General features: G+C 56.2%; 18 protein-coding genes. 13 read left to right on the top strand and 5 right to left on the bottom strand.

Annotation, left to right across the window (positions count from 1 at the left end; translation table 11 throughout):
• From narI to AC2AXP_RS04475, 4 genes are read right to left on the bottom strand one after another with little or no spacing between them, the layout of a single operon-like run.
• Positions 1–681, bottom strand: a complete 681-nt coding sequence (gene narI, locus AC2AXP_RS04490) for a respiratory nitrate reductase subunit gamma (RefSeq protein WP_004964386.1) — start codon at positions 679–681, stop codon at positions 1–3.
• Positions 681–1,409 carry a nitrate reductase molybdenum cofactor assembly chaperone gene (gene narJ / locus AC2AXP_RS04485; RefSeq protein ID WP_484381439.1) on the bottom strand — a complete coding sequence of 243 codons (729 nt, stop codon included), beginning with the start codon at positions 1,407–1,409 and terminating at the stop codon, positions 681–683. Before narJ ends, narI begins: the two co-directional genes overlap by 1 nt.
• Positions 1,406–2,944: a nitrate reductase subunit beta gene (gene narH, locus AC2AXP_RS04480; RefSeq protein WP_484381438.1), complete on the bottom strand. Its 1,539-nt coding sequence runs from the start codon at positions 2,942–2,944 to the stop codon at positions 1,406–1,408. Before narH ends, narJ begins: the two co-directional genes overlap by 4 nt.
• The gene (locus AC2AXP_RS04475) at positions 2,941–6,729 is read right to left on the bottom strand and encodes a nitrate reductase subunit alpha (protein WP_039992222.1); all 3,789 of its coding nucleotides are present in this window, start codon (positions 6,727–6,729) and stop codon (positions 2,941–2,943) included. The genes narH and AC2AXP_RS04475 overlap by 4 nt, the downstream gene beginning before the upstream one ends.
• Positions 6,730–6,989: 260 nt before the next feature.
• On the opposite strand from AC2AXP_RS04475, the gene AC2AXP_RS04470 reads away from it, so the two are divergent.
• The 11 genes from AC2AXP_RS04470 (at position 6,990) to AC2AXP_RS04420 (ending at position 19,241) form a co-directional block, all read left to right on the top strand.
• A complete protein-coding gene (locus tag AC2AXP_RS04470; protein ID WP_198772702.1) occupies positions 6,990–8,393 on the top strand; it encodes a NarK family nitrate/nitrite MFS transporter in 1,404 nt (467 codons plus the stop codon).
• Between the two features lie 334 nt (positions 8,394–8,727).
• A complete protein-coding gene (locus tag AC2AXP_RS04465; RefSeq protein WP_198772703.1) occupies positions 8,728–8,988 on the top strand; it encodes a hypothetical protein in 261 nt (86 codons plus the stop codon).
• Positions 8,989–9,475: 487 nt separating this feature from the next.
• The gene (locus AC2AXP_RS04460; protein WP_004964410.1) at positions 9,476–11,053 is read left to right on the top strand and encodes an arylsulfatase; all 1,578 of its coding nucleotides are present in this window, start codon (positions 9,476–9,478) and stop codon (positions 11,051–11,053) included.
• A gap of 50 nt (positions 11,054–11,103) precedes the next feature.
• Positions 11,104–12,399, top strand: a complete 1,296-nt coding sequence (locus AC2AXP_RS04455) for an anaerobic sulfatase maturase (protein ID WP_484381437.1) — start codon at positions 11,104–11,106, stop codon at positions 12,397–12,399.
• Positions 12,396–13,394 (top strand): AAA family ATPase, encoded by a 999-nt coding sequence (locus tag AC2AXP_RS04450; RefSeq protein WP_484381436.1) that lies wholly within the window; start codon positions 12,396–12,398, stop codon positions 13,392–13,394. Before AC2AXP_RS04455 ends, AC2AXP_RS04450 begins: the two co-directional genes overlap by 4 nt.
• On the top strand, positions 13,394–14,299 hold the full coding sequence (locus AC2AXP_RS04445) for a DUF58 domain-containing protein (RefSeq protein WP_004964420.1): 906 nt from the start codon (positions 13,394–13,396) through the stop codon (positions 14,297–14,299). Before AC2AXP_RS04450 ends, AC2AXP_RS04445 begins: the two co-directional genes overlap by 1 nt.
• A complete protein-coding gene (locus tag AC2AXP_RS04440; RefSeq protein WP_273867644.1) occupies positions 14,300–14,740 on the top strand; it encodes a DUF4381 family protein in 441 nt (146 codons plus the stop codon). It begins immediately after the preceding gene.
• Positions 14,733–15,710 (top strand): vWA domain-containing protein, encoded by a 978-nt coding sequence (locus AC2AXP_RS04435; RefSeq protein ID WP_484381435.1) that lies wholly within the window; start codon positions 14,733–14,735, stop codon positions 15,708–15,710. Before AC2AXP_RS04440 ends, AC2AXP_RS04435 begins: the two co-directional genes overlap by 8 nt.
• Positions 15,707–17,230: a tetratricopeptide repeat protein gene (locus AC2AXP_RS04430; protein WP_449145417.1), complete on the top strand. Its 1,524-nt coding sequence runs from the start codon at positions 15,707–15,709 to the stop codon at positions 17,228–17,230. Before AC2AXP_RS04435 ends, AC2AXP_RS04430 begins: the two co-directional genes overlap by 4 nt.
• Complete coding sequence (locus AC2AXP_RS04425) at positions 17,227–18,243, top strand: BatD family protein (RefSeq protein WP_004964433.1); 1,017 nt, start codon at positions 17,227–17,229, stop codon at positions 18,241–18,243. Before AC2AXP_RS04430 ends, AC2AXP_RS04425 begins: the two co-directional genes overlap by 4 nt.
• Positions 18,240–19,241, top strand: a complete 1,002-nt coding sequence (locus tag AC2AXP_RS04420) for an HAD family hydrolase (protein WP_004964437.1) — start codon at positions 18,240–18,242, stop codon at positions 19,239–19,241. The genes AC2AXP_RS04425 and AC2AXP_RS04420 overlap by 4 nt, the downstream gene beginning before the upstream one ends.
• A 28-nt stretch (positions 19,242–19,269) precedes the next feature.
• Here the strand turns inward: AC2AXP_RS04420 and AC2AXP_RS04415 are convergent, their stop codons facing one another.
• Positions 19,270–19,470, bottom strand: a complete 201-nt coding sequence (locus AC2AXP_RS04415) for a hypothetical protein (RefSeq protein WP_039992224.1) — start codon at positions 19,468–19,470, stop codon at positions 19,270–19,272.
• Between the two features lie 739 nt (positions 19,471–20,209).
• Between AC2AXP_RS04415 and AC2AXP_RS04410 the strand changes: the two genes are divergently transcribed.
• Both AC2AXP_RS04410 and AC2AXP_RS04405 read left to right on the top strand, forming a co-directional pair.
• Entirely contained in the window at positions 20,210–21,544 is a 1,335-nt protein-coding gene (locus AC2AXP_RS04410; RefSeq protein ID WP_198772709.1) for a glycoside-pentoside-hexuronide (GPH):cation symporter, read from the top strand.
• A gap of 15 nt (positions 21,545–21,559) precedes the next feature.
• The gene (locus AC2AXP_RS04405; protein ID WP_449145415.1) at positions 21,560–23,599 is read left to right on the top strand and encodes a glycoside hydrolase family 31 protein; all 2,040 of its coding nucleotides are present in this window, start codon (positions 21,560–21,562) and stop codon (positions 23,597–23,599) included.
• Positions 23,600–23,666 lie beyond the last annotated feature (67 nt).

Genomic DNA, 23,666 nt, shown 5'->3' with positions numbered 1-23,666 from the left:
TCAACGTCTTTTTCTCACCAACTGCGGTCGCCGCGTCAGATATTCCAGCGGAATGCTCCACACATGTACCAGGCGGGTAAACGGGAACAGCAGGAACAGCGTCATGCCCAGCACCAGATGGATCCGATAGATTGGTGCCACCCCCTGCAAGAATTGCGAGGCGCCAAAGCGGAAGGTCACCACGTGCTGTGCCCAGTTGACCAGCTTCAGCATTTCACTACCGTCAGGGTGTTGGGCAGAAAATGGAATGGTACCCAGCCCCAGCGAAACCTGCACCAGCAGCAATACCAGGATCAGGATGTCCGCGCCGCTGGATATCGCCCGTACCCGCGGATTGAACAATCGACGGTACAGCAGCATCAGACCGCCAATCAGCATCAGCACGCCGCAGGCTCCACCCATCAACATCGCCATTTGCTGTTTCACCGGCATCGGTAACCAGGATTGATACACCCAGTGTGGCGTCAGCATGCCAAACGCATGACCGGCCAGAACGCCAAGCACGCCGACATGAAACAGATTGGAGGCCAACCGCATCCAGCGCTTGTCCATGATCTGGCTGGAGCCGGCTCGCCAGCTGTATTGGCCGTAGTCATAGCGTAGCAGGCTGCCGAGTAAAAACACCGTACCGACAATGTACGGATAGATATCGAAGAAAAATATCTCCAGGAAATGCGCCATCACTCACTCCCCCTGCCTTGTGGCGCCGCGGCGCCAACGTCAAGATATTGCGGCGCCACCGAACCGGTGAAACGGCGCTGGTGCTGTTTGGCCGCTTCGTCACTGCAACCGCCCTGTTCAACCATAAATCGCACCTGTTCCTCTTCCCAGACCGCATCCAGTGCGGCCGGGGTGTCGTCAGGTGCTTCCTCACGCACTTTCGGCAACAGATTCTGACTGCGGGCCTGGCTGCCGGAAAGCTGGGTCAGTAGATCGAACAGCGGGGCATAACCGCTGTTGCGCTGGTGCAGGCGCGCCCCCAGCAAGGCCAGGATTGGCGCAATGCTTGCCAACCACTCCTGCGCATCCTTCGGCGATGACATCGACAGAAAATCGAGGAACAGCGGCAAATGGTCGGGCAGTTCATAGCTGTTCAACTGCAACCCGGCCTGACGATAATGCTCAAGCAGATTGATCATTGCCTGGCCGCGATCGCGCGACTCGCCGTGCACATGCTCAAACAGCAACAGCGAGGTCGAACGACCGCGATCAAACAACCCGGTGTATTCGGCCTGCGCGTCCAGCAGTCGCCCGGCGCAACGCCAGCGAATGGCCGCCCCCAATGCCACCTGCTGCGTTGAAGAGAGTTCATTTGCCTCGTTCAATGCCGCCAGCAGCTCCGCCTTCCCTTGCCACAGCGCCTGGTCGGGATACTCCAGCAAACGCGAAATTATACGCAGTGAAATCATAATTTCTGCTCCCCCGTTTTTGCACCAACATCAATGGCATCAATGCGCTTGGAGTTGAACAGATCAAACTTGCTGTCGCTACCGTGGCAGCCGTCGCCAAAGCTGAAGCCACAACCGTTGCGCTCAGGGAACGCATCGCGTGCCAGTTCACGGTGGCTGCTCGGGATGACAAACCGGTCTTCATAATTGGCGATCGCCAGGTAGCGATACATTTCCTGCACCTGCGCTTCCGTCAGCCCGACCTCATCCAGCGCGCTGGTATCGTGTACACCTTCCACCGTTTCCATCCGTTTGTAATGGCGCATCGCCAGTATGCGCTTCAGCGAACGTGCCACTGGCGCAGTGTCGCCAGCGGTGAACAGGTTGGCCAGATATTGCAACGGAATACGCAGCACGTCGATGTCAGGCAAGATGCCCTTGTGCGGTAATACTCCGGCGTCCGCCGCCGACTGTATCGGTGACAACGGCGGCACGTACCATACCATCGGCAGGGTGCGATATTCCGGGTGCAGCGGCAACGCCAGCTTCCAGTCCATCGCCAGCTTATATACCGGCGAACGCTGGGCGGCATCGATCACATTCATCGGCACGCCGTCCAGCAGCGCCTGTTCGATAACCGCCGGATCGTGCGGGTTGAGAAACACCGCCAGTTGACGCTCGTACAGATCCTGGTCGCTTTCCACCGACGCCGCCTGCTCGATGGCATCGGCGTCATACAGCACTACGCCGAGATAGCGAATGCGCCCAACGCAGGTTTCTGAACAGATGGTTGGCAGGCCAGCTTCAAGACGCGGATAACACAGGATGCATTTTTCCGACTTGCCGCTTTTCCAATTGAAGTAGATCTTTTTATACGGGCAGCCGCTGACGCACATGCGCCAACCTCGACACTTGTCCTCGTCAATCAGCACGATGCCGTCTTCCTCGCGTTTGTATATTGCGCCGCTCGGACAGCTTGAGACGCACGCCGGATTCAGACAGTGTTCGCACAGGCGCGGCAGATACATCATAAAGGTGCTTTCGAACTGGCCGTACATCTCTTTTTGCACGTTTTCGAAGTTCTTGTCCTGCGAACGTTTGGCGAATTCACCGCCCAGATCGTCTTCCCAGTTGGCGCTGCCGGTGATTTTGTCCATCCGCTTGCCGGTCAGCAGCGAACGCGGTCGCGCCACCGGCTGCACCTTGCCGTCGGCAGCGGTATGCAAATGTTGATAATCGAAGTCGAACGGCTCGTAATAATCGTCTATCTGCGGCATGTGCGGGTTGGCAAAGATATTCGCCAATACCGCAAAACGCCCGCCCTGACGTGGCTTCAGGCGACCATTAATCTTGCGGATCCAGCCGCCCTTCCATTTATCCTGGTCTTCCCAGTTCAGCGGATAGCCCAGCCCAGGCTTGGTTTCAACGTTGTTGAACCAGGCATATTCCGTACCTTCACGACTGGTCCAGACGTTTTTGCAGGTGACCGAACAGGTATGGCAGCCGATGCATTTATCGAGATTCATCACCATGCCGACTTGTGAACGTATTTTCATTTTGCCGCTCCCCGGCCGCCGGCCACTGCTGCCGGTTGCTCGCTGTCATGCCCTTCATTGTCCAGCCAGTCGATGCGCCGCATTTTGCGTACGATGACAAACTCGTCGCGGTTGGAACCCACCGTGCCGTAATAGTTGAAACCGTAGGCCAACTGGGCATAGCCGCCGATCATATGGGTGGGTTTCGGACTGACACGGGTCACCGAATTGTGGATCCCGCCACGCTGACCGGTGATTTCCGAACCGGGTACGTTGATGGTGCGTTCCTGCGCGTGGTACATCATCACCATGCCGGCCTGCACTCGCTGACTGACCACCGCACGCGCCGACAGGGCGCCGTTAACGTTAAAGGCTTCAATCCAGTCATTGTCTTCAATGCCCAGTTCTTTGGCGTCGGTTTCGCTGATCCACACCAGCGGCCCGCCGCGCGCCAACGTCAACATCAACAGGTTGTCGCTATAGGTCGAATGAATGCCCCATTTCTGGTGCGGCGTCAGGAAATTCAGCGCCTTTTCCGGGTTGCCATTGGGGCGCTGATTGAACAATGGGCGCGTAGTTCGCGTGTCGATCGGCGGTCGGTACACCAGCAGACTTTCACCAAAGGCGCGCATCCACGGATGATCCTGGTACAGCTGTTGCCGGCCGCTGAGAGTGCGCCATGGGATCAGCTCATGTACGTTGGTATAGCCGGCATTGTACGAAACGCGATCGTCCTCAAGCCCGGACCAGGTTGGGCTGGAAATGATTTTTCGCGGCTGCGCCTGCAGATCGCTGAAACGGATTTTCACCTCCTGTTTGGGCAACGCCAGATGAGTGTGTTCGCGGCCGGTCAGTTCTCCCAACGCGCGCCAGGCTTTCACCGCCACTTCGCCGTTGGTTTCCGGCGCCAGTGACAGCACCACTTCCGCCGCCTGCCGGGCGGTATCAATCACCGGTCGACCGTCGGCATGGCCGCCGCTGTGTCGGCGGTTCAGCCGGCCGAGCAGTTCGATCTCTTCCTGGGTTTCCCAGTTGATGCCCTTGCTACCGTTACCCAGCGTGTCCAGCAGCGGTCCCAGCGCGGTAAAGCGCGCATAAGTATTCGGGTAATCACGCTTTACCACCGCGATCGACGGTGCAGTCTTGCCCGGGATCAGATCGCATTCGTCCAGCTTCCAGTCGAGCACTTCCAACGGCTGCGCCAGTTCCCCCGGCGAATCGTGCAGTATCGGTACCAGCACCACATCGGTTTCTTCCGCCAGGTGACCAACGCAGACACGGGAAAAACTTGCCGCCAGCCCTTTGTAGATTTCCCAGTCGCTACGCGACTGCCAGCACGGATCCACCGCGGCGGAAAGCGGATGAATAAACGGATGCATATCCGAGGTATTCATGTCGTCTTTCTCATACCAGGTGGCGGTCGGCAGAATGATGTCGGAATACAGGCAGGTGGTCGACATGCGAAAATCAAGGGTTACCACCAAATCCAGCTTACCTTCGCGCGCCTGCTCGCTCCATTCCACCTCCTGCGGTTTTTGTTGTCCTTGCTGACCCAGATCCTGCTGCTGAATGCCGTGTTCAGTACCGAGCAGGTACTTGAGCATGTATTCATGCCCCTTGCCGGAAGAACCCAACAGATTCGAGCGCCAGATAAATAGGTTCTTTGGACTGTTTTGCGGCGCATCGGGCTGTTCGGCAGCAAACCGCAGGCTACCGGATTTCAACCCGTCGACCACAAACTCCTGCGGCGTTTTCCCCTGTTGCTCTGCCTGACGGGCGATACCCAGCGGGTTGACGTTAAGCTGCGGCGCGGAAGGCAACCAGCCCATCCGTTCGGCACGCACGTTAAAATCAATCAGACTGCCGCCAAAGCGGGATTTGTCGGCCAGCGGCGACAACAGATCGGCGGTATTGAGCGTTTCATAACGCCACTGGCTGGAATGGTTGTAGAAGAAAGAAGTGGTGTTCATTTGACGCGGCGGCCGTGTCCAGTCCAGTCCGAACGCCAATGGCAGCCAACCGGTTTGCGGGCGCAGTTTTTCTTGCCCGACATAGTGCGCCCAGCCGCCGCCGGTCTGGCCGACACAGCCACAAAATACCAGCAGATTAATCAGCCCACGGTAGTTCATGTCCATGTGATACCAGTGGTTGATCCCCGCGCCAACGATGATCATCGAACGCCCATGAGTTTTGTCGGCGTTATCGGCAAACTCACGGGCGATGCGGATAATATTGGCGCGCGGCACGCCGGTAATCTGCTCCGCCCAGGCGGGGGTATAAGCCTTGATATCGTTGTAATCGCTGGCCGCCAGCGAGTTATCAACCTGCTCAGTCCCCCAGTCGCGGGCAATACCATAATTGGCTACCGTCAGATCGTATACACTGGTGACAAATGCCTGTGAACCATCAGCCAGAGTGATTTTTTTCGCCGGTACCGGGTGATGCAACACCTCTTGCAACGCCACCGGACGGAACTGTTCGCTCTCGATGCCGCCAAAATACGGGAAGGCCACCGACACCGCCGCATCCTGTTGTCCCAGCAAACTCAGCTGCAACCTGACCTCGCGCTGCGCCTGTCCGGCGGTTTGCGTCAGGTTCCATTTGCCCTTCTCCCCCCAGCGAAAACCGATCGAGCCCAACGGCGCGACCAGCTCGCCGCTCAACTGATCAATAGCCACGGTTTTCCATTCGGGGTTGTTCTCCTCCCCCAGTCCATTGACCAAATCGGCTGCCCGCAGTTGCCGCCCGGCGGCATAACTGCCGTCTTCAAGCGGCTCCAGCAACACCAGCATCGGCAAGTCACTGTAGCGCGAGGCATAATCGGTAAAATACTGGCTCGGTTTCTGCAGGTAGAATTCTTTGAGGATCACATGGCCCATCGCCAGCGCAATGGCGCTATCGGTACCCTGTTTCGGTGCCAGCCACTGATCGCACAGTTTGACGATTTCTGCATAATCGGGGGTTATCGCTACCGTTTTCGTGCCTTTATACCGTACTTCGGTGAAGAAGTGCGCGTCCGGCGTACGGGTCTGCGGCACGTTGGAGCCCCAGGCGATCAAATACGACGAGTTGTACCAATCCGCCGATTCGGGTACGTCGGTCTGCTCGCCCCAGGTCATCGGCGAAGCCGGCGGTAAGTCGCAATACCAGTCATAAAAACTCAGGCAGGTGCCGCCAATCAGCGACAGATAACGCGCGCCGGCGGCATAAGACACCATCGACATCGCCGGAATCGGCGAAAAGCCGGTAACCCGATCCGGGCCGAAGGTTTTGGCGGTATATACGTTGGCGGCGGCAATCAGCTCGTTCAATTCATCCCAGCCGGCACGCACCAGACCACCGCGGCCGCGCGCCTGCTTGTAGCGTCGACTTTTTTGCTCATCGTCGACGATCGCCGCCCAGGCATCCACCGGGTCGTCATGCACTTGGCGCGCCTCACGCCACATTTCCAGCAGGTGCAGACGTATCAGCGGATGTTTCAGGCGGTTGGCACTGTAGAGATACCATGAATAGCTGGCGCCGCGTGGGCAACCTCTCGGTTCATGATTGGGCAAGTCGGGGCGGGTTTCCGGATAGTCGGTTTGTTGCGTTTCCCACGTCACCAAACCGTTTTTAACGTAGATCTTCCAACTGCACGATCCGGTACAGTTCACGCCATGGGTCGATCGCACAATCTTGTCGTGTTGCCATCGCTGGCGATAGCTGTCTTCCCAATCGCGGTTGGTGTCGAGCGTTTGGCCGAAACCATTCGAAAACGAATCATCCAGTTCCTTGAAATAACGGAACCGGTCTAGAAATTTGCTCATCGACATTCTCCATCAAGCCGCCAGCCGAAACTGCCGTCGCAGGTGAATAATATTTTTATAATATAAACATGTAATTAGATTAGTTTATTGCTGAACGCCCGTTGAGGTTACGTGGCGGCACTTTCCTCAGAATAGACAAAAACCCTGACTTTGCCGTGGTTGATGAGAGAAAAAACGCTGAATTAAACCGCACATTTGCAGTTGCCGAATCTGTCGACCAGACTAATGGCAGCGATTTTGCACATTGAGGAGCCGCGGCTATGTCGCAACTGCCAAAAACTGACGATCGCGCCGAAAAAGGCGTTTTATCCATCTGGAATCCCGAAGATCCGCAATTTTGGCAGCACACTGGCCAAGGCATCGCCCGGCGTAACTTATGGATTTCTATTCCCAGCCTGTTGCTGGCCTTCTGCGTCTGGATGTTGTTCAGCGCCGTTGCCATCAACCTCAACCGGGTCGGCTTCTCATTTTCTACCGATGAGCTGTTTATGTTGACCGCCCTGCCTTCATTGGCCGGCGCCTTTATGCGCGTGCCCTACTCATTTGTCATACCCATTTTCGGCGGCCGTCGCTGGACCGCGTTCAGCACGCTGATCCTGGTGATCCCCTGTTTGTGGTTGGGCTTTGCGGTGCAAAATCCCGCCACGCCGTATTGGGTGTTTGTGGTGATTTCTTTGATGTGCGGCGTCGCCGGTGCCAATTTCGCCTCCAGCATGGCCAATATCAGTTTCTTCTTTCCGAAAAGCCACCAAGGTGGCGCTCTGGGGTTGAACGGCGGATTGGGTAACCTGGGGGTCAGCGTCATGCAACTGGTCGCGCCGCTGGTGGTAACCAGCGCTATTTTCGGCACCTTCGCCGGCGGTGGCCACGCCACAGCGGAAGGCGAAACGCTATGGCTTCAAAATGCGGCATTTGTCTGGGTGATACCATTGGCGATATTTGCCGTCGCCGCCTGGTTCGGCATGAACGACATTGCGGCTGCCAAAGCCTCCCTTGGTGAGCAGTTACCGGTACTGAAACGTCTGCATATGTGGGTCATGGCGCTGCTGTATCTGGCGACCTTCGGCTCGTTCATCGGCTTTTCCGCCGGCTTCGCCATGCTGACCAAAACCCAGTTCCCGGAGGTGTCGATCGCGCACTATGCCTTCTGGGGTCCGATGATCGGCGCATTGGCACGGCCGGTCGGCGGCGCGCTGGCCGATCGATTTGGTGGTGCGCGCGTTACGGTACTCAACTTCGCAATGATGAGCATTTTCGCGGCACTGATCTTTCTGACCCTACCCGGCACCCACGGTGGTGGATCGTTCCTGGCATTCTTTCTGGTATTTCTGGGTCTGTTCCTGACCGCGGGTCTGGGCAGCGGCTCGACCTTCCAGATGATTTCCATTATTTTCCGTTTTGATACCACCCGCCGCGTGAAGGCCAATGGCGGCAGCGATGAGGAAGCCGCGCACGAAGCCGCCACCGACTCCGCCGCTGCGCTCGGCTTTATCTCGGCCATCGGCGCGGTTGGCGGGTTCTTCATTCCCAAAGCCTTCGGCACCTCGCTGGCACTCACCGGTGCGGCAGACAGCGCGATGAAAGTGTTCCTGGTATTTTACGTGGTCTGCACCCTGGTGACCTGGTGGTTCTATATACGCACCCATATCGATAGCCGAAAATAACCCCTCCAGCGCCTCGCCGTTTCCGCCGCGAGGCGCCTGAACCACTGGCTGACTGCCAGCGCTTCCGCCAGTTCCGATCCAACGCCACCGTGCCGATAGCACGCCGTATGAGCCAGCGAAACGCGCTGCTGCCCGTGAGTCGCCATCCGCTGTAAAAATGCATCACCATAATGAATTTTTGCATCACATTTTTTATTAAACTCTCGTCTCAAAAACCTTACAATACCTATGATTAATAACCGATTTCCCTGGTGTTGTTGTATGTTGCCCCTCGTCTGGAGGGGCTTTTTTTTCCAACGTCACCTGTCCGCACCGCTGCGTCATAGGCTAATCGATGACTCCCCCCAACCCAGCCAAATCCCTCTGGTGGACGACAAGCGCACTAGCCGATAAAAAATCAGCCTGCAAAGGCGACGTTTCCCTTCCCTTTGCTAAGATTTTTATTATAAAAAAAACAATGCCGCACTTTGTCTCCGTTGGCTGGTTTATGAAAAAACACGTTGATTTGTCTGGCCAGTGGTGTTTTTCGGTTTTCACGCCAAACAGCCGGCGGCTGCGTTACACCATAGCCAAGCATGTCGAGCCTGGTGCATGACATTAATAAACACCGGTGGTGATCGGGGATATTGGCTGGGATTCCTGTCTGTGGTTCGCCAGCGAAAATCATGGTTACCGGCCTTGAATCACTTGAGCATACTGGCTAATAGTTTAATTGTATTAATAATTGCATGCGTATCGGTGGCAATTTTCAGCCAGAATTACTGGTAACATAACGAAAGAAAGAAATCATATTGCCGCAACACCGCACGCCATTTTTATCGTATACAGAAAGTTTAAATTTAAACTGAAATTTATTTTATAGATTACGGCTCATCCACTAGCATTGCGGCAGCGTGAATTATATTTCTGAAAAGTGACAGTATTCACAATCCACGCCTATCCAGACAGCCCGCAAAGGAAATGATTTTATAACTGATTGTAAATATTACGTTTTTATTTAATACGATTTAATGGGGAATGTAACATTAAATATCAGTTGTTTACTATACTCATTTTTGCCCTCTCATAAACGGAGCTCCGTGATGTTTATAAACGCCCCATTCAAAAGGACCATGATCGCCAGTATGCTGACGTTGGCATCTGGTGCCGTGTCCACCGCCCACGCTGCTGATGCGGCCGCTGATACCGCGAAGCAGGATGCATCGAAACCCAATATCGTCGTTATTTTTGGTGATGATGTCGGCTATTGGAACCTGAGTACTTATAACCAGGGCATGATGGGTTATAAGACGCCAAATATTGACAGCATCGCCAGTGAAGGTGCGAAATTTACCTCGTATTATGCTGAACAGAGCTCCACCGCAGGTCGATCATCATTTATTACCGGCCAGATGCCATTCCGTACCGGCATGAGCAAGGTCGGCATGCCTGGTGCTCCGCAGGGGTTGAGTAAAGACGATCCAACCATCGCCAATATTCTCAAGAACCTGGGTTATGCCACCGGCCAGTTTGGCAAAAACCACCTTGGGGACCGCGACGAGTTTCTGCCTACTGCCCACGGTTTTGATGAATTCCTCGGTAATCTTTACCACCTTAACGCCGAAGAAGAGCCGGAAAACCCGGACTATCCGAAAGATCCCGCATACCGCAAACAGTTTGGCCCGCGCGGCGTCATCAAAAGCAGCGCCGACGGTAAAATTGAAGATACGGGTCCACTCACCATCAAACGCATGGGCACCGTTGACGAAGAAACGCTGGCAGCGAACAACGACTTTATGGAGCGTCAGGTAAAAGCCGGCAAACCGTTCTTTACCTGGTACAACACCACCCGCATGCACAATAAAACCCACCTGAAAGATGCCAGCATCGGCACTACAGGGCTCGGCACTTACGCCGACGGCATGGTTGAGCATGATAAAACGGTCGGTGAAGTCCTGAAAAAAGTAAAAGACCTGGGCATTGAAGACAACACCATCATCATCTACACCACGGATAATGGGCCGATGATCGCGACCTGGCCTGACGCCGGCATGACGCCGTTCCGAGGCGAGAAAAACACCGGTTGGGAAGGCGGTTTCCGCGTGCCCGCCATGATCAAGTGGCCGGGACATATCAAACCCGGCACGGTGATCAACGATATTTTCGGCAGCAACGACTGGTTCCCGACGCTGGTTGCCGCAGCCGGCGTGCCCGACATCAAACAGCAACTGCTAAAAGGCTACAAAACGTCGTCAATGACCTACAAAGTTCATCTGGACGGGTATAACCAACTGGATTTCCTGCAGGGCAAAGGCGAAGACCCGCGTAAAGAGTTCTTCTACTGGAGTGACGACGGCGATCTGCTGGCCATCCGTTACGGTCGCTGGAAGGCACACTTCATGATCCAGGAGCATTCGGGTCTGGACGTTTGGCGCTACCCGTTTGTCAAGCTGCGTACGCCAATGCTGTTCGATCTCGACATCGATCCGTTGGAACGAGGCGACACCGGTATGGACTACAATAACTGGTTCTACAGTCGTTTGTTCCTGCTGGGCGGCGCGCAAAAATACGTTGGCGATATGCTGCAAAGTTTCCAGGAGTTCCCTCCTCGCCAAAAACCTGGCTCATTCACGGTTTCGGATGTTCAGCAACTGATCGAGCAAGGTGCAAAAAGCAATTAATCAAGCCATTAACCGGGTGGGCAACCACCCGGCATATACAGGGGTGAGCGATGAAGCACAGCACCACATTACCGGTTAAAGCGTTACCGTCAGCAGAGAAATATAACGGTAAAGGGCCGGCATACAAAAGACGTTTCCATGTCATGGCCAAGCCCACGGGCTCAACCTGTAACCTCGATTGTTCCTACTGCTTCTATCTGCACAAAGAACAATTGTTGCATCAGGATCGCCACACCGGCATGAGCGACGAGGTGCTGGAAAACTTCATTCGCCAATATATTGACGGTCAGGATGGCGAACAGGTGGTTTTTTCATGGCAAGGGGGAGAACCCACGCTGATGGGGCTGGAGTTTTTCCACAAGGTGGTGAAATACCAACGGCGCTACCAGAAACCCGGCCAACGGATAGAAAATGACCTGCAAACCAATGGCGTACTGATTAATGACAAATGGGCCGAGTTTCTTAAACAACATCATTTTCTGGTTGGGTTGTCCATCGACGGTCCGCGTGAACTGCACGATCGTTATCGTGTCACCCGCAGCGGAAAGCCTACCTTTGATAAAGTGATGCAGGGCGTTGCCGCGCTGAAAAAATATCAGGTCCCCTTCAATGCGCTGGTGACGGTAAACCGTACCAATGCCCGTTTTCCACTGGAGGTTTACCGGTTTGTCACCGCTGAATTGGGCGCGACCTACATTCAGTTCAACCCCTGCGTTGAACCGGTCGATTTTAAAGAGACTTCCCCACAGTTCTGGCACCAAGACGCCATCCCGGTGACCGGTTCACGCCGCGCCAAACCGGGCGATCTGGATTCGATCGTCACCGACTGGTCGGTAGACCCGGATGACTGGGGCCATTTCCTCACCACCGTGTTCGAAGAGTGGGTAAACAACGATCTCGGTCGCGTTCAGGTCAATCTGTTCGAAACTGCGGTAGCACAGACCATGGGCATGCCAGCGCAAATTTGTACCGCATCGGAGTTCTGCGGCAAAGGTCTGGCGGTTGAGAAAAACGGCGATATTTACTCATGCGATCACTATGTTTATCCGGAATATCAGTTAGGCAATATTGCCGACACCCAACTTGCCCATATGGCCTTTTCGGAGCGCCAGAAAGCCTTTGGTCTCGGTAAAAAAGACACGCTGCCGACCTACTGTAAAAAATGTCCGTACCTGAAACTGTGCTGGGGCGAGTGTCCGAAAAATCGACTGGTGCGCACCCCGGATGGCGAACCGGGCCTCAATTATCTGTGTCCGGGCATCAAAGCCTTTTTCGATTATGCGCAACCGATCCTGGTTGGCATCGCCACGCTGTTGAAACCTGGCGCAGCGGGAGAATGTAAATGAATAACCGCGAAAAGCTGCTGGCGCTTGAACAGCGCATCAATCAGCGGGTTTTGGGGCAGGAATCGCTGGTACGCATGCTGATTGTTGCCCTGCTTTGCGATGGGCATGTGCTGCTTGAAGGCTTGCCTGGGCTGGCAAAAACCCGTGCAGTCCGTGAACTGGCCAGCCATGTCGAAGGTGAGTTCCGCCGCATCCAGTTTACCCCGGATCTGTTGCCCTCCGACATTACCGGCAGTGAAATTTATCAGCAAAATGCCACGCGCGAGCAAGATCAGTTCCGCTTTCGCCCTGGCCCGGTATTTGGCAATGTGATCCTTGCCGATGAAATCAACCGCGCCTCGGCACGGGTTCAATCCGCCCTGCTCGAAGCCATGGAGGAGCGTCACGTTACCGTCGCCGGAAAAACCTGGCCGCTACCCGGCATTTTTATGGTGCTGGCCACGCAGAACCCGGTCGATCAGGAGGGTACCTGGCCATTACCTGAAGCCCAGCTCGACCGTTTCCTGATGAAGCTGCTGGTGAATTATCCGGCTAAAGAGCACGAAAAAAAGGTGATGCAATTGGTTCGCGCAGAGCAACAACAGAAATATCATCCCGTTGCCGACACCTCAGCCACTGACGCATCACCGCCGTTAATGCTGTCGCAACAGGAGGTAGCCAGCTGTTGGCAGGACATCTCCGCGGTATACGTCGCGCCCACCGTCGAAGATTACATCATCAATCTGGTGGATATCACTCGACACCCGCAGACCGTCAGCGACACACTGGCCAGCTACATTACTTTTGGCGCCAGTCCGCGCGGCACCCTGGCTCTGGAACGCTGTGGCCGCGCGCTGGCCTGGCTTGAAGGCCGCGATGCGGTACTGCCGCAAGACATTCAGCGGGTCGCCCCTGCGGTTTTGCGTCACCGGCTGATGCTGAGCTACCAGGCCCACGCGGATAATTGTTCACCGGACGACGCAATCCGCATGCTGCTCGACGCAGTGGTCGCCTGATGAACAGCGTACTGCAGGTCGATCGCAACTCGCTGATGGCGCTTGCGGCCGAGGCTAGACTGTTGGCTAACCCGCCGGGGCAGATTCCTCCTGGCGCGCTCGCCGGTGAGCGCGTTTCCCGCCAGCAGGGCCGTGGTCTCAACTTTGACAGCCTGCGCCGCTATCAGCCCGGCGACGACGTGCGGTTAATCGACTGGCAGGCGACGGCGCGTCTGCGTTCCCCTTGGGTCCGGCTGTATAACGAAGAGCGAGAGCGGCCGGTTTTCCTGCTTGTCGATCAACGTCTGGATATGTTTTTTGCCACCCGTGGGCAAGTCAAATCCGTCGTCGCCGCCAAAATTGCCGCGCTGCTGGCCTGGCGCAGTTGGCATGACGGCGATCGCCTTGGCAGCGCGGTTTTCAGCGATACGGCATGCAACCTGCAACCATGCCGTTCCCCCGCCACCAGTCTCCCCAGAGTGCTGGAGGATGTACTGCACTACAACCAACAATTGCCGGAACGCTATCCCGATGAACCCCCGGCCACCGTGTCACTGGCCGAGGTTTTGCAACGGGCCAGCCATACCATCCCCAGCGGTGCCTGGCTGGCTCTGCTCAGCGATTTTCACGATCTCGACGGGCGCTGCGAGGCATTATTGGCTGCACTCAAGCGGCGTTGCGACATCAGTGCATTCGTCATCCTCGACGACCTCCCTCTGACGCTGCCAAAGCAGGGTAACCTGGCAGCCAGTTACCAGGGGCGCCACGCGACGGTATCCCTGACGTCGACGCTGAAAGACCAAATCCAGCAACATATTATCGCGCGTCTGGCCGAGCAGAAAAATCGCCTCACCCGGATGGGCATCCGCGTCAACCAGATAGTGGTTGCGCAGGATCTGGTCAAACAGCTGCAAAAGGGAGTCTGAATGCTGGAAAAAGGATTTAGCGTACCGGAACTCCTGCAACCCGAGCTGCCGCCAAGCATTTCCTGGTTCCCTCTGCCGCCGGGATGGTATCTGCTGGGTTGCATGCTGCTAATCTCTCTGCTGGTGTGGCTGTTATTTCGTCTTGCTCGCTGGCGACGCAATCAATGGCGGCGCCAGGCGATGGCCGCGTTGTCCAGGGAAAACAGCGCTGACGGTTGGCTGGCGCTGATAAAACGCGTGTTGCTGATTCATCAACCGCGCAGTGCCGTCAGCCGCTCGCTGACGGCGCAACAACTGCTGCAACAGATAGATATTGATGCTGATTTGCGCGTTGCCCTCGCTGAAAAATATTGTCAGCCGGACAATCAACTTGACGCTGGCACCAACGCCCGTCTGCAAGATCAATTGAAAGACTGGCTGGAGAGGTTGCCTTATGTCTGAGCTACTGACCCAGGTGGATTTCGCCTGGCCATGGGCCTGGCTACTGATGCTACTGCCTCTGGCTGGCCGCTATCTGTTACCGCGCCAGCGGGCTGTCCGGGAGCATGTTCGCGTACCGTTTCTGCCGCATCTGATTGACGAGCTGCAACTCGATAACAGGCCGGTCCGCAGCGGCAAGCTGGCCGGCGCCATGTTCTGGCTGATTTGGCTGCTGTTGGTCGCCGCTGTCTCACGCCCAGAGTACCTGACGCCGCCGCAATATATCCAAAAGCCCATGCGCGATCTGGTGCTGATTCTGGATGTGTCGGGCTCGATGGCGAAAAATGACGTTCCCGGCGGCATCACTCGGTTGCAGGCGGTGAAAAACTCGGTCAGCAAATTCGTGGCAGCACGTCAATCCGATCGCATTGGTCTGGTCATTTTTGCCAACCAGGCCTGGTCATTCGCCCCGGTTAGTGAAGACAAGCAGGCGTTGCAAACGCGCATTACCCAACTGTCCCCCGGCATGGTTGGCGAGCAGACAGCGATTGGCGACGCGCTTGGGGTGGCAGTAAAACTGCTCGACAGCAGCGCCAACCAGGATGCCAGCAAACTGGCGATTTTACTCACCGACGGCAACGACACCGCGTCGCAACTGGCCCCACCGCTGGCCGCGCAACTGGCGGCAGCGCATCACGTTCAGGTACATACCATCGCCTTCGGTGATAGCAACAGTACCGGCAGCGACCACGTCGACCTTACGCAATTGCAGGAGATTGCGCGCATTACCGGCGGTAAATCATGGACCGCCGCCAACTCAGGAGCTTCATTGGACAGCGTATGGCAGGAAATCGACGCCATCACGCCAGTTCAGGTGAAAGCCATAGGTTGGTCCTGGCATCTGCCATTGTTCCAATGGCCACTGCTGCTCGCACTGGCTCTGTTGATAGCCTATGCGTTGTTGCAGTTTGTCCGGGAGAAAGCCACATGAGCGATTTCCACTTTATTTACCCTTGGCGCCTGCTCGGCTTGGTAATCTGTGTGCTGCTGTGGTTTCTCCACGCCGGCCAGCGCAGTGCCTGGCAGCGAATCATGGATAAACCGCTGGCCAAGGCGCTGATCATCCGGCGGCAGAACACCATCACGCAAATATTGCCATGGCTACTGGCGCTTGGCGTTCTCGCGCTTGCCGGCCCCAGTTGGCAACGGGATGTGCCCGCCGCCCTGACTCGGCAAAGCAATGTAATGGTCGTTTTGCAACAGGATCCGGCTATGTATGCCCAGGATCTGACCCCCAACCGCCACCAGCGCATGCAGAGCAAAATCATGGCATTAATGGCGCGCTCGCCGGGAACGCGCTTTGGCCTGGTGGTCTACCATACGGGCGCTTACCTGACCACGCCATTAACGCTGGACAGCACGTTCTATTCATTATTCCTGCACGCACAGCAACCCGATTTGCTGCCGCAGGGCGAAGGTTCCGGTCTGAGGCAGGGGATCGCGCTGGCGTTGAAAAACATGGCGGATACCGCTCAGACGCCGCGCAATATCCTGCTGGTTGCCGATACCCTTTCCGCACAGGATGCCAGTTGGCTGGCACAGCTCGACGCGCCGATCCAGATTTGGGTGCCCGGCACGGCGCGCGGCGGACAATTACCCGAAAGCTACGCGCAACGCGGCATTGATACGCGACTCGACGTTGCACGATTTAGCCAACTGCGCGACCGCGGGGTGCCGGTTACGTTGGTCAGCAGTGACGACAGCGACTTATCGGCGATCGCCGCTCACCTGCGTCAATCAGTAAGCGCGCAAAACAACGCACGTGGCGATCTGCATTGGCTTAACGTCGGTTATCTGTGGGTAATAGCGATGCTGCCGTTATTACTGTTTGGTCGCCATCAGCTGTTCTGCCGGCTGATTGTGTTGCTGCCGCTGTTTTATCTGCCTTATGGTCAGGCGGCCTGGCGAGATGCCTGGGTCAGCCCGGATATGCAGGGTCAACTGGCTTTCCGTCAAGGCCATTATCAACGGGCGGCAGAGCATTTCCAGCAGCCACTATGGCAAGGCATCGCCTACTACCGCGCCGGGGATTTTACCGCTGCTGCATCGGCGTTTCACCAGGCGACGCCAACGGCGGAAACCCTGTTATGGCTGGGTAACAGTTACGCCCAGCAAAAGCAGTGGCAGCAGGCGATCAATAGCTATGACCGCGCGTTGAGCCTCCAGCCAGACTGGCAGATTGCGCGGCACAATCGGGCAGAAATCGCCAAAATCATCATGAAACTGCGGCAACAGGAACGCGAGCGTCAGTCTGCTCAAGGCAAACAACAAGACTATAAACCGGACGAGATCAAACATGATCTAGACAAAGACCAGGGTGTCAATCAGCTGGATATTCAACCAATAGCCAGCAGCAGCCCGCAGGTTGAACAGTGGTTTGACAACCTGGAAATGTCGCCATCCGGCCTGCTGGAAAACCTCTACCGTAACCAGACCGAGGCGACACCATGAAGGCCGTACTCTTGCTGCTGCTGGCGCTTGTCATCCCTGCCCGCGCGGCAATGGATATCACGCGCGAACTTGTGGCGCCGCAGCAGGTGGTTCCCGGACAACCGTTGCGCATTGCGGTAACCTTCTGGACCGACAGCTGGTTTAACCCACCGCCGCAATGGCCGACCTTCACGCTGGAAAACGGTTCGTTATTGACGACTCCGCTGCCAAACCAACTTCTTAGCCGCCGCAAGGATGGCATCAGTTGGAGCGGCATCCGCCAGGAAAGGCAAGTCATCGCCTGGGATCAGGGCTGGCTAAACCTGCCTGCGACAGAAGTTACGCTGTTCTCGGCCAATCAACCGCCGGTCACCGTGACGCTACCGGCGCTTAAAACAGCCGTCGCCTGGCCGGCCGGGGTGGAACAACCAGACCGTTTTCTGCCGGCCGAGCACCTGGTATTAAGCCAGCAGATTCACCAATTTCACGCCGCCAACGACGGTCAACTGCATGCAGGGGATGTGATCGAACGCAGCGTTACCGTCAAGGCTGGCGGCGTTGTTGCGACTCAAATCCCACCGTTGCTTTATGCCATCCCTGGCACCGACACGCAGCGTCTGACGCCGATCAATACCCTGTTGAAAACTGGCCGGGGCGACGTCGGCGACGTCCAGCGTATAGAAAAGCTGCGTTATTTACCGTCGCAAGCCGGCACCGTTACCCTACCCCCGATCGCATTGCGTTGGTGGGATACCACCCGCCGGCAATGGCAAGTCGCCCAGTTGCCAGGAGCCACGATGCAGGTTGCCGCCGCACGTGCCGCCGGCAGAGAGTCGGTGTTGCGCGGCACCACGGCAAACGGTCAATGGCGGGCGATCATCATCGGGGTTTCGCTGTCGCTGATAGCCTTATTGCTCTGGTTGTCGCGTCGCCCACTTTGGCGCAGCCTGAAATATTGCCACCGCAGATGGCGACGCTTCTGGCAACCGATCCCACTAGCCGAACTGACTCCCAGCAAAAGAGGTGAACGATGAAATACTCACTAACGCTCGGTGCCCTGTTACTGAGTTATGCCTGCGCATCTCACGCCGAGCCGCTTGCAGCCTGGCAAGACACCGGTGCCAAACAGGCCATTATGCAATGGGTGCAGAATGCCACCAGCGAAGATCGCGCGACCTATATTCCCCCGGACAAACGTTACGTGGTATTTGACAACGACGGCACGCTATGGCCGGAAGCACCGCTGACGTTTCAATTGCAGTTCGCTATCGATGAAGTGAAGCGTCTGGCGCCTGAGCATCCGGAATGGCAGAAGAACCCGCTGGTCCGCGCGGTATTGCAGGACGATATAGCCACCGTCGCCGCGTCGGGTGAGGAAGGACTGATGCAGCTTTTGACCCTGACCCATAGCAACGTCACTACTGAAGCATTCGCACAACGCGTCGGCAACTGGGTTGAAAATCACCGAGATAGGCGTTTTGACTGCCGTTACGATCGCATGGGCTATCAGCCTATGCGCCAATTGCTCGATTATTTACGGGCCAACGGTTTTAAAACCTGGATCGTCTCCGGTGGCGGCATTGACTTCATGCGCGTGCTGGCACAGCGTATGTACGGTATTCCGCCTGAGCAGGTCGTGGGGTCGTTCGCGTTGAGTGAATTTTCCCTCACCAACGACGGTACGCAACTGCGTAAAACCATGAAAGGGGCGTTTTACGATGATGCAGCCGCCAAGCCGGTGGCTATTCACCTGTTTATCGGCCAGCGCCCGGTAGCCGCCTTTGGCAATAGCGACGGCGATGTGGCAATGATGCAATACACCTCGGCCAATCCCGAGTTCAAAACCTTTGGTTTACTGGTACATCATACCGATGCCGAACGCGAATATGCCTACGATAGCCACCCACCCGCCAGCGGCAAGCTGATCGACGGATTGCGGCTGGCCCCGGCCAAGGGGTGGACCATTGTCGATATGAAGCGGGATTGGAAAACGGTATTTGATCCGGCGTTATGCCCTGCCAAAGCCAAATAACCGAGCCTAACGGAACATTTTGGGGATCTTAACGCCGGCCCCGGCTCACTTTGGTCGCCTTGGCTGGGTTGCCCGCCACGAACTCCAGCGTTGGTGAGTAGTAGAACGGCAGCCAGGCGTTATAGCCGCCCTCCCATTCCCATTTGACCGGGCAGGGCCACAGCATATCTTCATGTAAAATATAATAGACCCAGCGTCCTGGTGGACGGCGTGGCTTACGTGTTTTCATAACGCATTCAGAGATTGCCCAGCGGTTATAAGACAGGGGTTACCGCTGCATTTTACCGCGATTTAGCGTTGGCGAACACCCTGCCGACAACGCCGTGCAGGCACGACATCACGCGCACTGCGCGATTCGCGGCAGGCCGGTATCACCATGACACCGGCTAATGGTCATAAGTCACACATTACCCCAAGATAAGATAAAAGCGCTTGTCTCTGGCATCGCGATAGGCTAGTGTCGCCAATTGACGACAGAATAGCCTCAATCGTCAACAACGAAAGGACTCATGCAGCATCATCCATTCATCCCGCCATAGAGCGGGATTTTTTTTATGAGCGTTATCCCAGATTCGCTGACCCGCCTGGCGTGTTGTTTGCTCTTTTTCTGGTTCGGCCTTATTTTGATAAAGCGCCGTACGGGTTCGCAATCCCTGACGGCGCCTTTGTCATAATTGGCTCACTTGGGAATAACTCGGATAGCCCACTCTGGTGGGCTTTTTCACCTTTGGTTATCTGCCGCAACCCTACCCTCAACGTTAAAACACCGCCAACATAGCTGTATATCGCGTTACTCCTCTGATTTTTATGTAATTACCCTACTCTCACCCGGCGTTTTGTTACCGGTATCACGAAAATTAGTTTCCGTAACGCCAATGCCAAATCTCGCAATTGTGAACCCAGGTCGGTGAATTACCCTTACAGCCAGCATACCTCTAAGCATAACCGTACAACGGCAGGTAATTAACATGAGTCAACAGATCACCCGTAAAGAGAAAATCAGTTATGGGTTGGGCGATATGGCAAGCCATGTGGGGCTGGATAATGTCATCATATTCCTGACCTTCTATTACACGGACGTGGTGGGGTTACCGGCGGCGTTTGTCGGTACCCTGTTTTTACTGGCGCGCACGGCAGACGCCATTATCGATCCGGCGATGGGCTACCTGGCAGATCGTACCCGCACCCGCTGGGGTAAATTCCGCCCGTGGATGCTGTGGCTGGCGCTGCCTTTCGGTGCCAGCTGTCTGCTCACCTACGCCGTGCCGGAATCGCTGAGCCTGCACGGTAAAATGATCTTTGCCACCGTCAGTTATACCCTGATGATGCTGATGTATACCGCCATCAACATTCCCTATTGCTCAATGGGTGCGGTGATTACCTCCAATAACGAACAGCGTATTTCCCTACAGTCGTACCGCTTCTTTTTAGCCACGCTGGGTGGCGCCATGTCGACGTTCTTTATGATGCCGCTGGCAGAGTATCTCGGTGGCGACGACAAGCTGATGGGCTACCGCGCGGCGATGGCGATTATGGCGACGGCGGCGGTGATCATGTTCTGGATCTGTTTCGCCAACACCCGCGAACGTATCAATGCCCCGGCTACCCACAACAATTATCTGGCCGAACTGCGCGATCTGTTACGCAACGATCAGTGGCGCGTGGTGTCGGTGCTGGTGATCACCAACATCGGCTTTGGGGTAATTCGCCTTGGGGCGATGATGTATTTCGTCACCTATTATCTTGGTAATGCCGGTTATTTCATGTGGATGCTGGGCGCGCATATTCTCGGCAAGGCCGCAGGCAGCGTACTGGCCAAGCGCTTGACGCGCAACGTCGGCAAAGTGCAAATGTTCGGTTACTGTTCCGTGCTGGCCGGGGTGCTCAGCATTGCGTTGTTCTTCGCGCCGAAATCCATCCTGGTGCTGGTACCGCTCACTTTTATTATTTCCACCCTCTATCAAGCTACGACCACCCTGATGTGGGTAATGATGGCCGACGTTGCCGACTACGGAGAATGGTTACAGGGCAAGCGCATGGATGGCGTGGTGTTTTCAACCTTCCTCGCGGTGCTGAAGCTCGGCATGGCAATCAGCGGCGCGATTGTCGGCTGGACCCTGGGCTTTAGCGGCTACGTGGCCAACGCGACCGCACAAACCTCCACCGCGATGTATTGCATTGTCGCCCTGTTCACCATCGTACCGGGTCTGCTGTCGCTGTGCGCCTTTGCAACGTTGCGCTGGTACAAGCTGGATGACGGCACGATGAAATCCATCAACCTTGCCAAACAAAGTCTTTCATAAAGGATATCGTTACTGATGAGCGAACTTCTTCAACACGCCAACGGTATTGAGTGGCGATTCGAACGTCAAATTCTGCGCGTAGAGCCCTGGGGAAAAAACAGCCTGCGCGTACGTGCCACCTGTAGCCCGGCATTCGGCGATCGGTTACACGCCCTGCTACCGGCCGAGCCCGTTACGGCGAGCATTAGCACCGAGGCAGAAACCCTGACGCTGCGCAATGGCAACATCACCGCGGTACTTAACCTGAAGGGCCAGTTGGCCTTTTACAACCAGCACGGCGAACTGCTGCTGGAAGAAATGTGGCGACAGCGTTCCACCGTCGGCATCGGCGCCAGCGAAAAGAGCCAGGATAAATACGTCAGCGCGCTCAAGCTTGACGGGCGAGAGTTCAAACCATTGCCGGGGGGAAAATATCAACTGACCGTACGCTTTGAAGCCCAGGCTGAAGAGCGTATTTACGGCATGGGACAATACCAGCAGCCCTGGCTGGATCTGAAAGGCTGCGCGCTCGAACTGGCGCAGCGCAATTCGCAGGCCAGCGTACCCTTTATGCAATCCAGCCTCGGTTACGGCCTGCTGTGGAACAATCCGGCCATCGGTGAAGCGACATTTGCCAAAAATCACACCGAATGGCGCGCGCAGGTCACGCAGGAAATGGACTACTGGATCACCGCCGCCGATACCCTGCCGCAAATTACGCGGCAATATGCGCGGGCCACCGGTACGCCGCCACCCGCACCAGCGTTTATCAGCGGTCTGTGGCAGTGCAAACTGCGTTACCGCAACCAGCAGGAAGTGCTGGAGGTGGCGCGTGAATACCGTCGTCGCCAGTTACCACTGTCGGTGATGGTGATCGATTTCTTCCACTGGCCCAACCAGGGTACCTGGTGTTTTGATCCCGTCGACTGGCCGGATCCCAAAGCGATGGTCGACGAGTTAAAGGCGATGGGCATTGAACTGATGGTGTCGGTGTGGCCGACGGTAGAAGCCAGAAGCCCACTCTACCCACAGATGAAGGCCAAAGGCTGGCTGGTGACCAGCGATCGCGGCGTGCAGGTCAATCTCGATTTTATGGGCAACACCACCTTTTTTGACGCCACGCATCCCGAAGCTCGTGCCTTCGTTTGGCAAACGGTGAAGAAAAACTACTACGATCTGGGGATTAAACTGTTCTGGCTCGACGAGGCGGAGCCGGAATACCGCGCCTATGATTTTGATAATTATCGCTATCATACCGGTCCAGTGCTCGAAGTCGGCAACCAGTACCCGCGAGATTTTGCCCAGGGATTTTATGATGGTCTGCAAGCCAACGGCGAAACCGAGATCGTCAATCTGGTACGCTGTTCGTGGGCCGGTAGCCAACGCTTTGGCGTTCTGGCCTGGTCCGGCGATGTCCACTCCTCGTTCCATGCGTTTCGCAACCAGCTGGCGGCCGGGTTGAACATGGGCATGGCGGGCATTCCGTGGTGGACCACCGACATTGGCGGCTTTCAAGGCGGTAATATCCACGATCCGGCGTTTCACGAGCTGTTGATTCGCTGGTTCCAATGGGCGGTATTTTGTCCGGTACTGCGCATGCATGGCTATCGCGAACCACAGATCCAGCCACCGGAGAGCTACCGTAACGGCATCCCGCAGTGCAACAGCGGATCGCCAAACGAATTGTGGAGCTACGGCGCAAAGAACGGTGCCATCATGCAGCACTGGCTGGCGATACGTGAAAAATTGCGTCCTTACATCGATGCGCTGTTTGACCATGCCCACCGTCATGGCGAGCCGCTGATGCGCCCGCTGTTCTGGCATTATCCCGATGAGCCACAAAGTTGGCAGGTGGAAGATCAATATCTGTTTGGCGAGGAGTTGTTGGTGGCACCGGTGATGCATGCCGGCGCGCGTCAGCGTGAGGTCTGGCTGCCCGGGAACCACCACTGGATTGCCCTCGACGGTGAGCGTTATCGCGGGCAACAGCGTGTAACCGTTCGTGCCGAGCTGGACAGTATTCCGCTATTCATACGTGAAGGCAGTGAGCTGGTGGCGCGACTGACCGCCGGCTAAAAGCACGTCACGGCTCACCAAAGCAGGCCAGCCCCTTTGCCGACGATTTCTCAGGCCAAGGGGCTAT

This window comes from Serratia sp. Sp408, assembly GCF_057180665.1.
The sequence above is the reverse complement of the archived record's forward strand: the minus strand, read 5'-3'. Positions and strand labels throughout refer to the sequence as shown.

What these genes read in the sequence shown, in the direction of transcription:
- narI (WP_004964386.1), bottom strand. Translation starts at nt 681, where the DNA reads ATGGCGCATTTCCTGGAGATATTTTTCTTCGATATCTATCCGTACATT.
- narJ (WP_484381439.1), bottom strand. Translation starts at nt 1,409, where the DNA reads ATGATTTCACTGCGTATAATTTCGCGTTTGCTGGAGTATCCCGACCAG.
- narH (WP_484381438.1), bottom strand. Translation starts at nt 2,944, where the DNA reads ATGAAAATACGTTCACAAGTCGGCATGGTGATGAATCTCGATAAATGC.
- AC2AXP_RS04475 (WP_039992222.1), bottom strand. Translation starts at nt 6,729, where the DNA reads ATGAGCAAATTTCTAGACCGGTTCCGTTATTTCAAGGAACTGGATGAT.
- AC2AXP_RS04470 (WP_198772702.1), top strand. Translation starts at nt 6,990, where the DNA reads ATGTCGCAACTGCCAAAAACTGACGATCGCGCCGAAAAAGGCGTTTTA.
- AC2AXP_RS04465 (WP_198772703.1), top strand. Translation starts at nt 8,728, where the DNA reads ATGACTCCCCCCAACCCAGCCAAATCCCTCTGGTGGACGACAAGCGCA.
- AC2AXP_RS04460 (WP_004964410.1), top strand. Translation starts at nt 9,476, where the DNA reads ATGTTTATAAACGCCCCATTCAAAAGGACCATGATCGCCAGTATGCTG.
- AC2AXP_RS04455 (WP_484381437.1), top strand. Translation starts at nt 11,104, where the DNA reads ATGAAGCACAGCACCACATTACCGGTTAAAGCGTTACCGTCAGCAGAG.
- AC2AXP_RS04450 (WP_484381436.1), top strand. Translation starts at nt 12,396, where the DNA reads ATGAATAACCGCGAAAAGCTGCTGGCGCTTGAACAGCGCATCAATCAG.
- AC2AXP_RS04445 (WP_004964420.1), top strand. Translation starts at nt 13,394, where the DNA reads ATGAACAGCGTACTGCAGGTCGATCGCAACTCGCTGATGGCGCTTGCG.
- AC2AXP_RS04440 (WP_273867644.1), top strand. Translation starts at nt 14,300, where the DNA reads ATGCTGGAAAAAGGATTTAGCGTACCGGAACTCCTGCAACCCGAGCTG.
- AC2AXP_RS04435 (WP_484381435.1), top strand. Translation starts at nt 14,733, where the DNA reads ATGTCTGAGCTACTGACCCAGGTGGATTTCGCCTGGCCATGGGCCTGG.
- AC2AXP_RS04430 (WP_449145417.1), top strand. Translation starts at nt 15,707, where the DNA reads ATGAGCGATTTCCACTTTATTTACCCTTGGCGCCTGCTCGGCTTGGTA.
- AC2AXP_RS04425 (WP_004964433.1), top strand. Translation starts at nt 17,227, where the DNA reads ATGAAGGCCGTACTCTTGCTGCTGCTGGCGCTTGTCATCCCTGCCCGC.
- AC2AXP_RS04420 (WP_004964437.1), top strand. Translation starts at nt 18,240, where the DNA reads ATGAAATACTCACTAACGCTCGGTGCCCTGTTACTGAGTTATGCCTGC.
- AC2AXP_RS04415 (WP_039992224.1), bottom strand. Translation starts at nt 19,470, where the DNA reads ATGAAAACACGTAAGCCACGCCGTCCACCAGGACGCTGGGTCTATTAT.
- AC2AXP_RS04410 (WP_198772709.1), top strand. Translation starts at nt 20,210, where the DNA reads ATGAGTCAACAGATCACCCGTAAAGAGAAAATCAGTTATGGGTTGGGC.
- AC2AXP_RS04405 (WP_449145415.1), top strand. Translation starts at nt 21,560, where the DNA reads ATGAGCGAACTTCTTCAACACGCCAACGGTATTGAGTGGCGATTCGAA.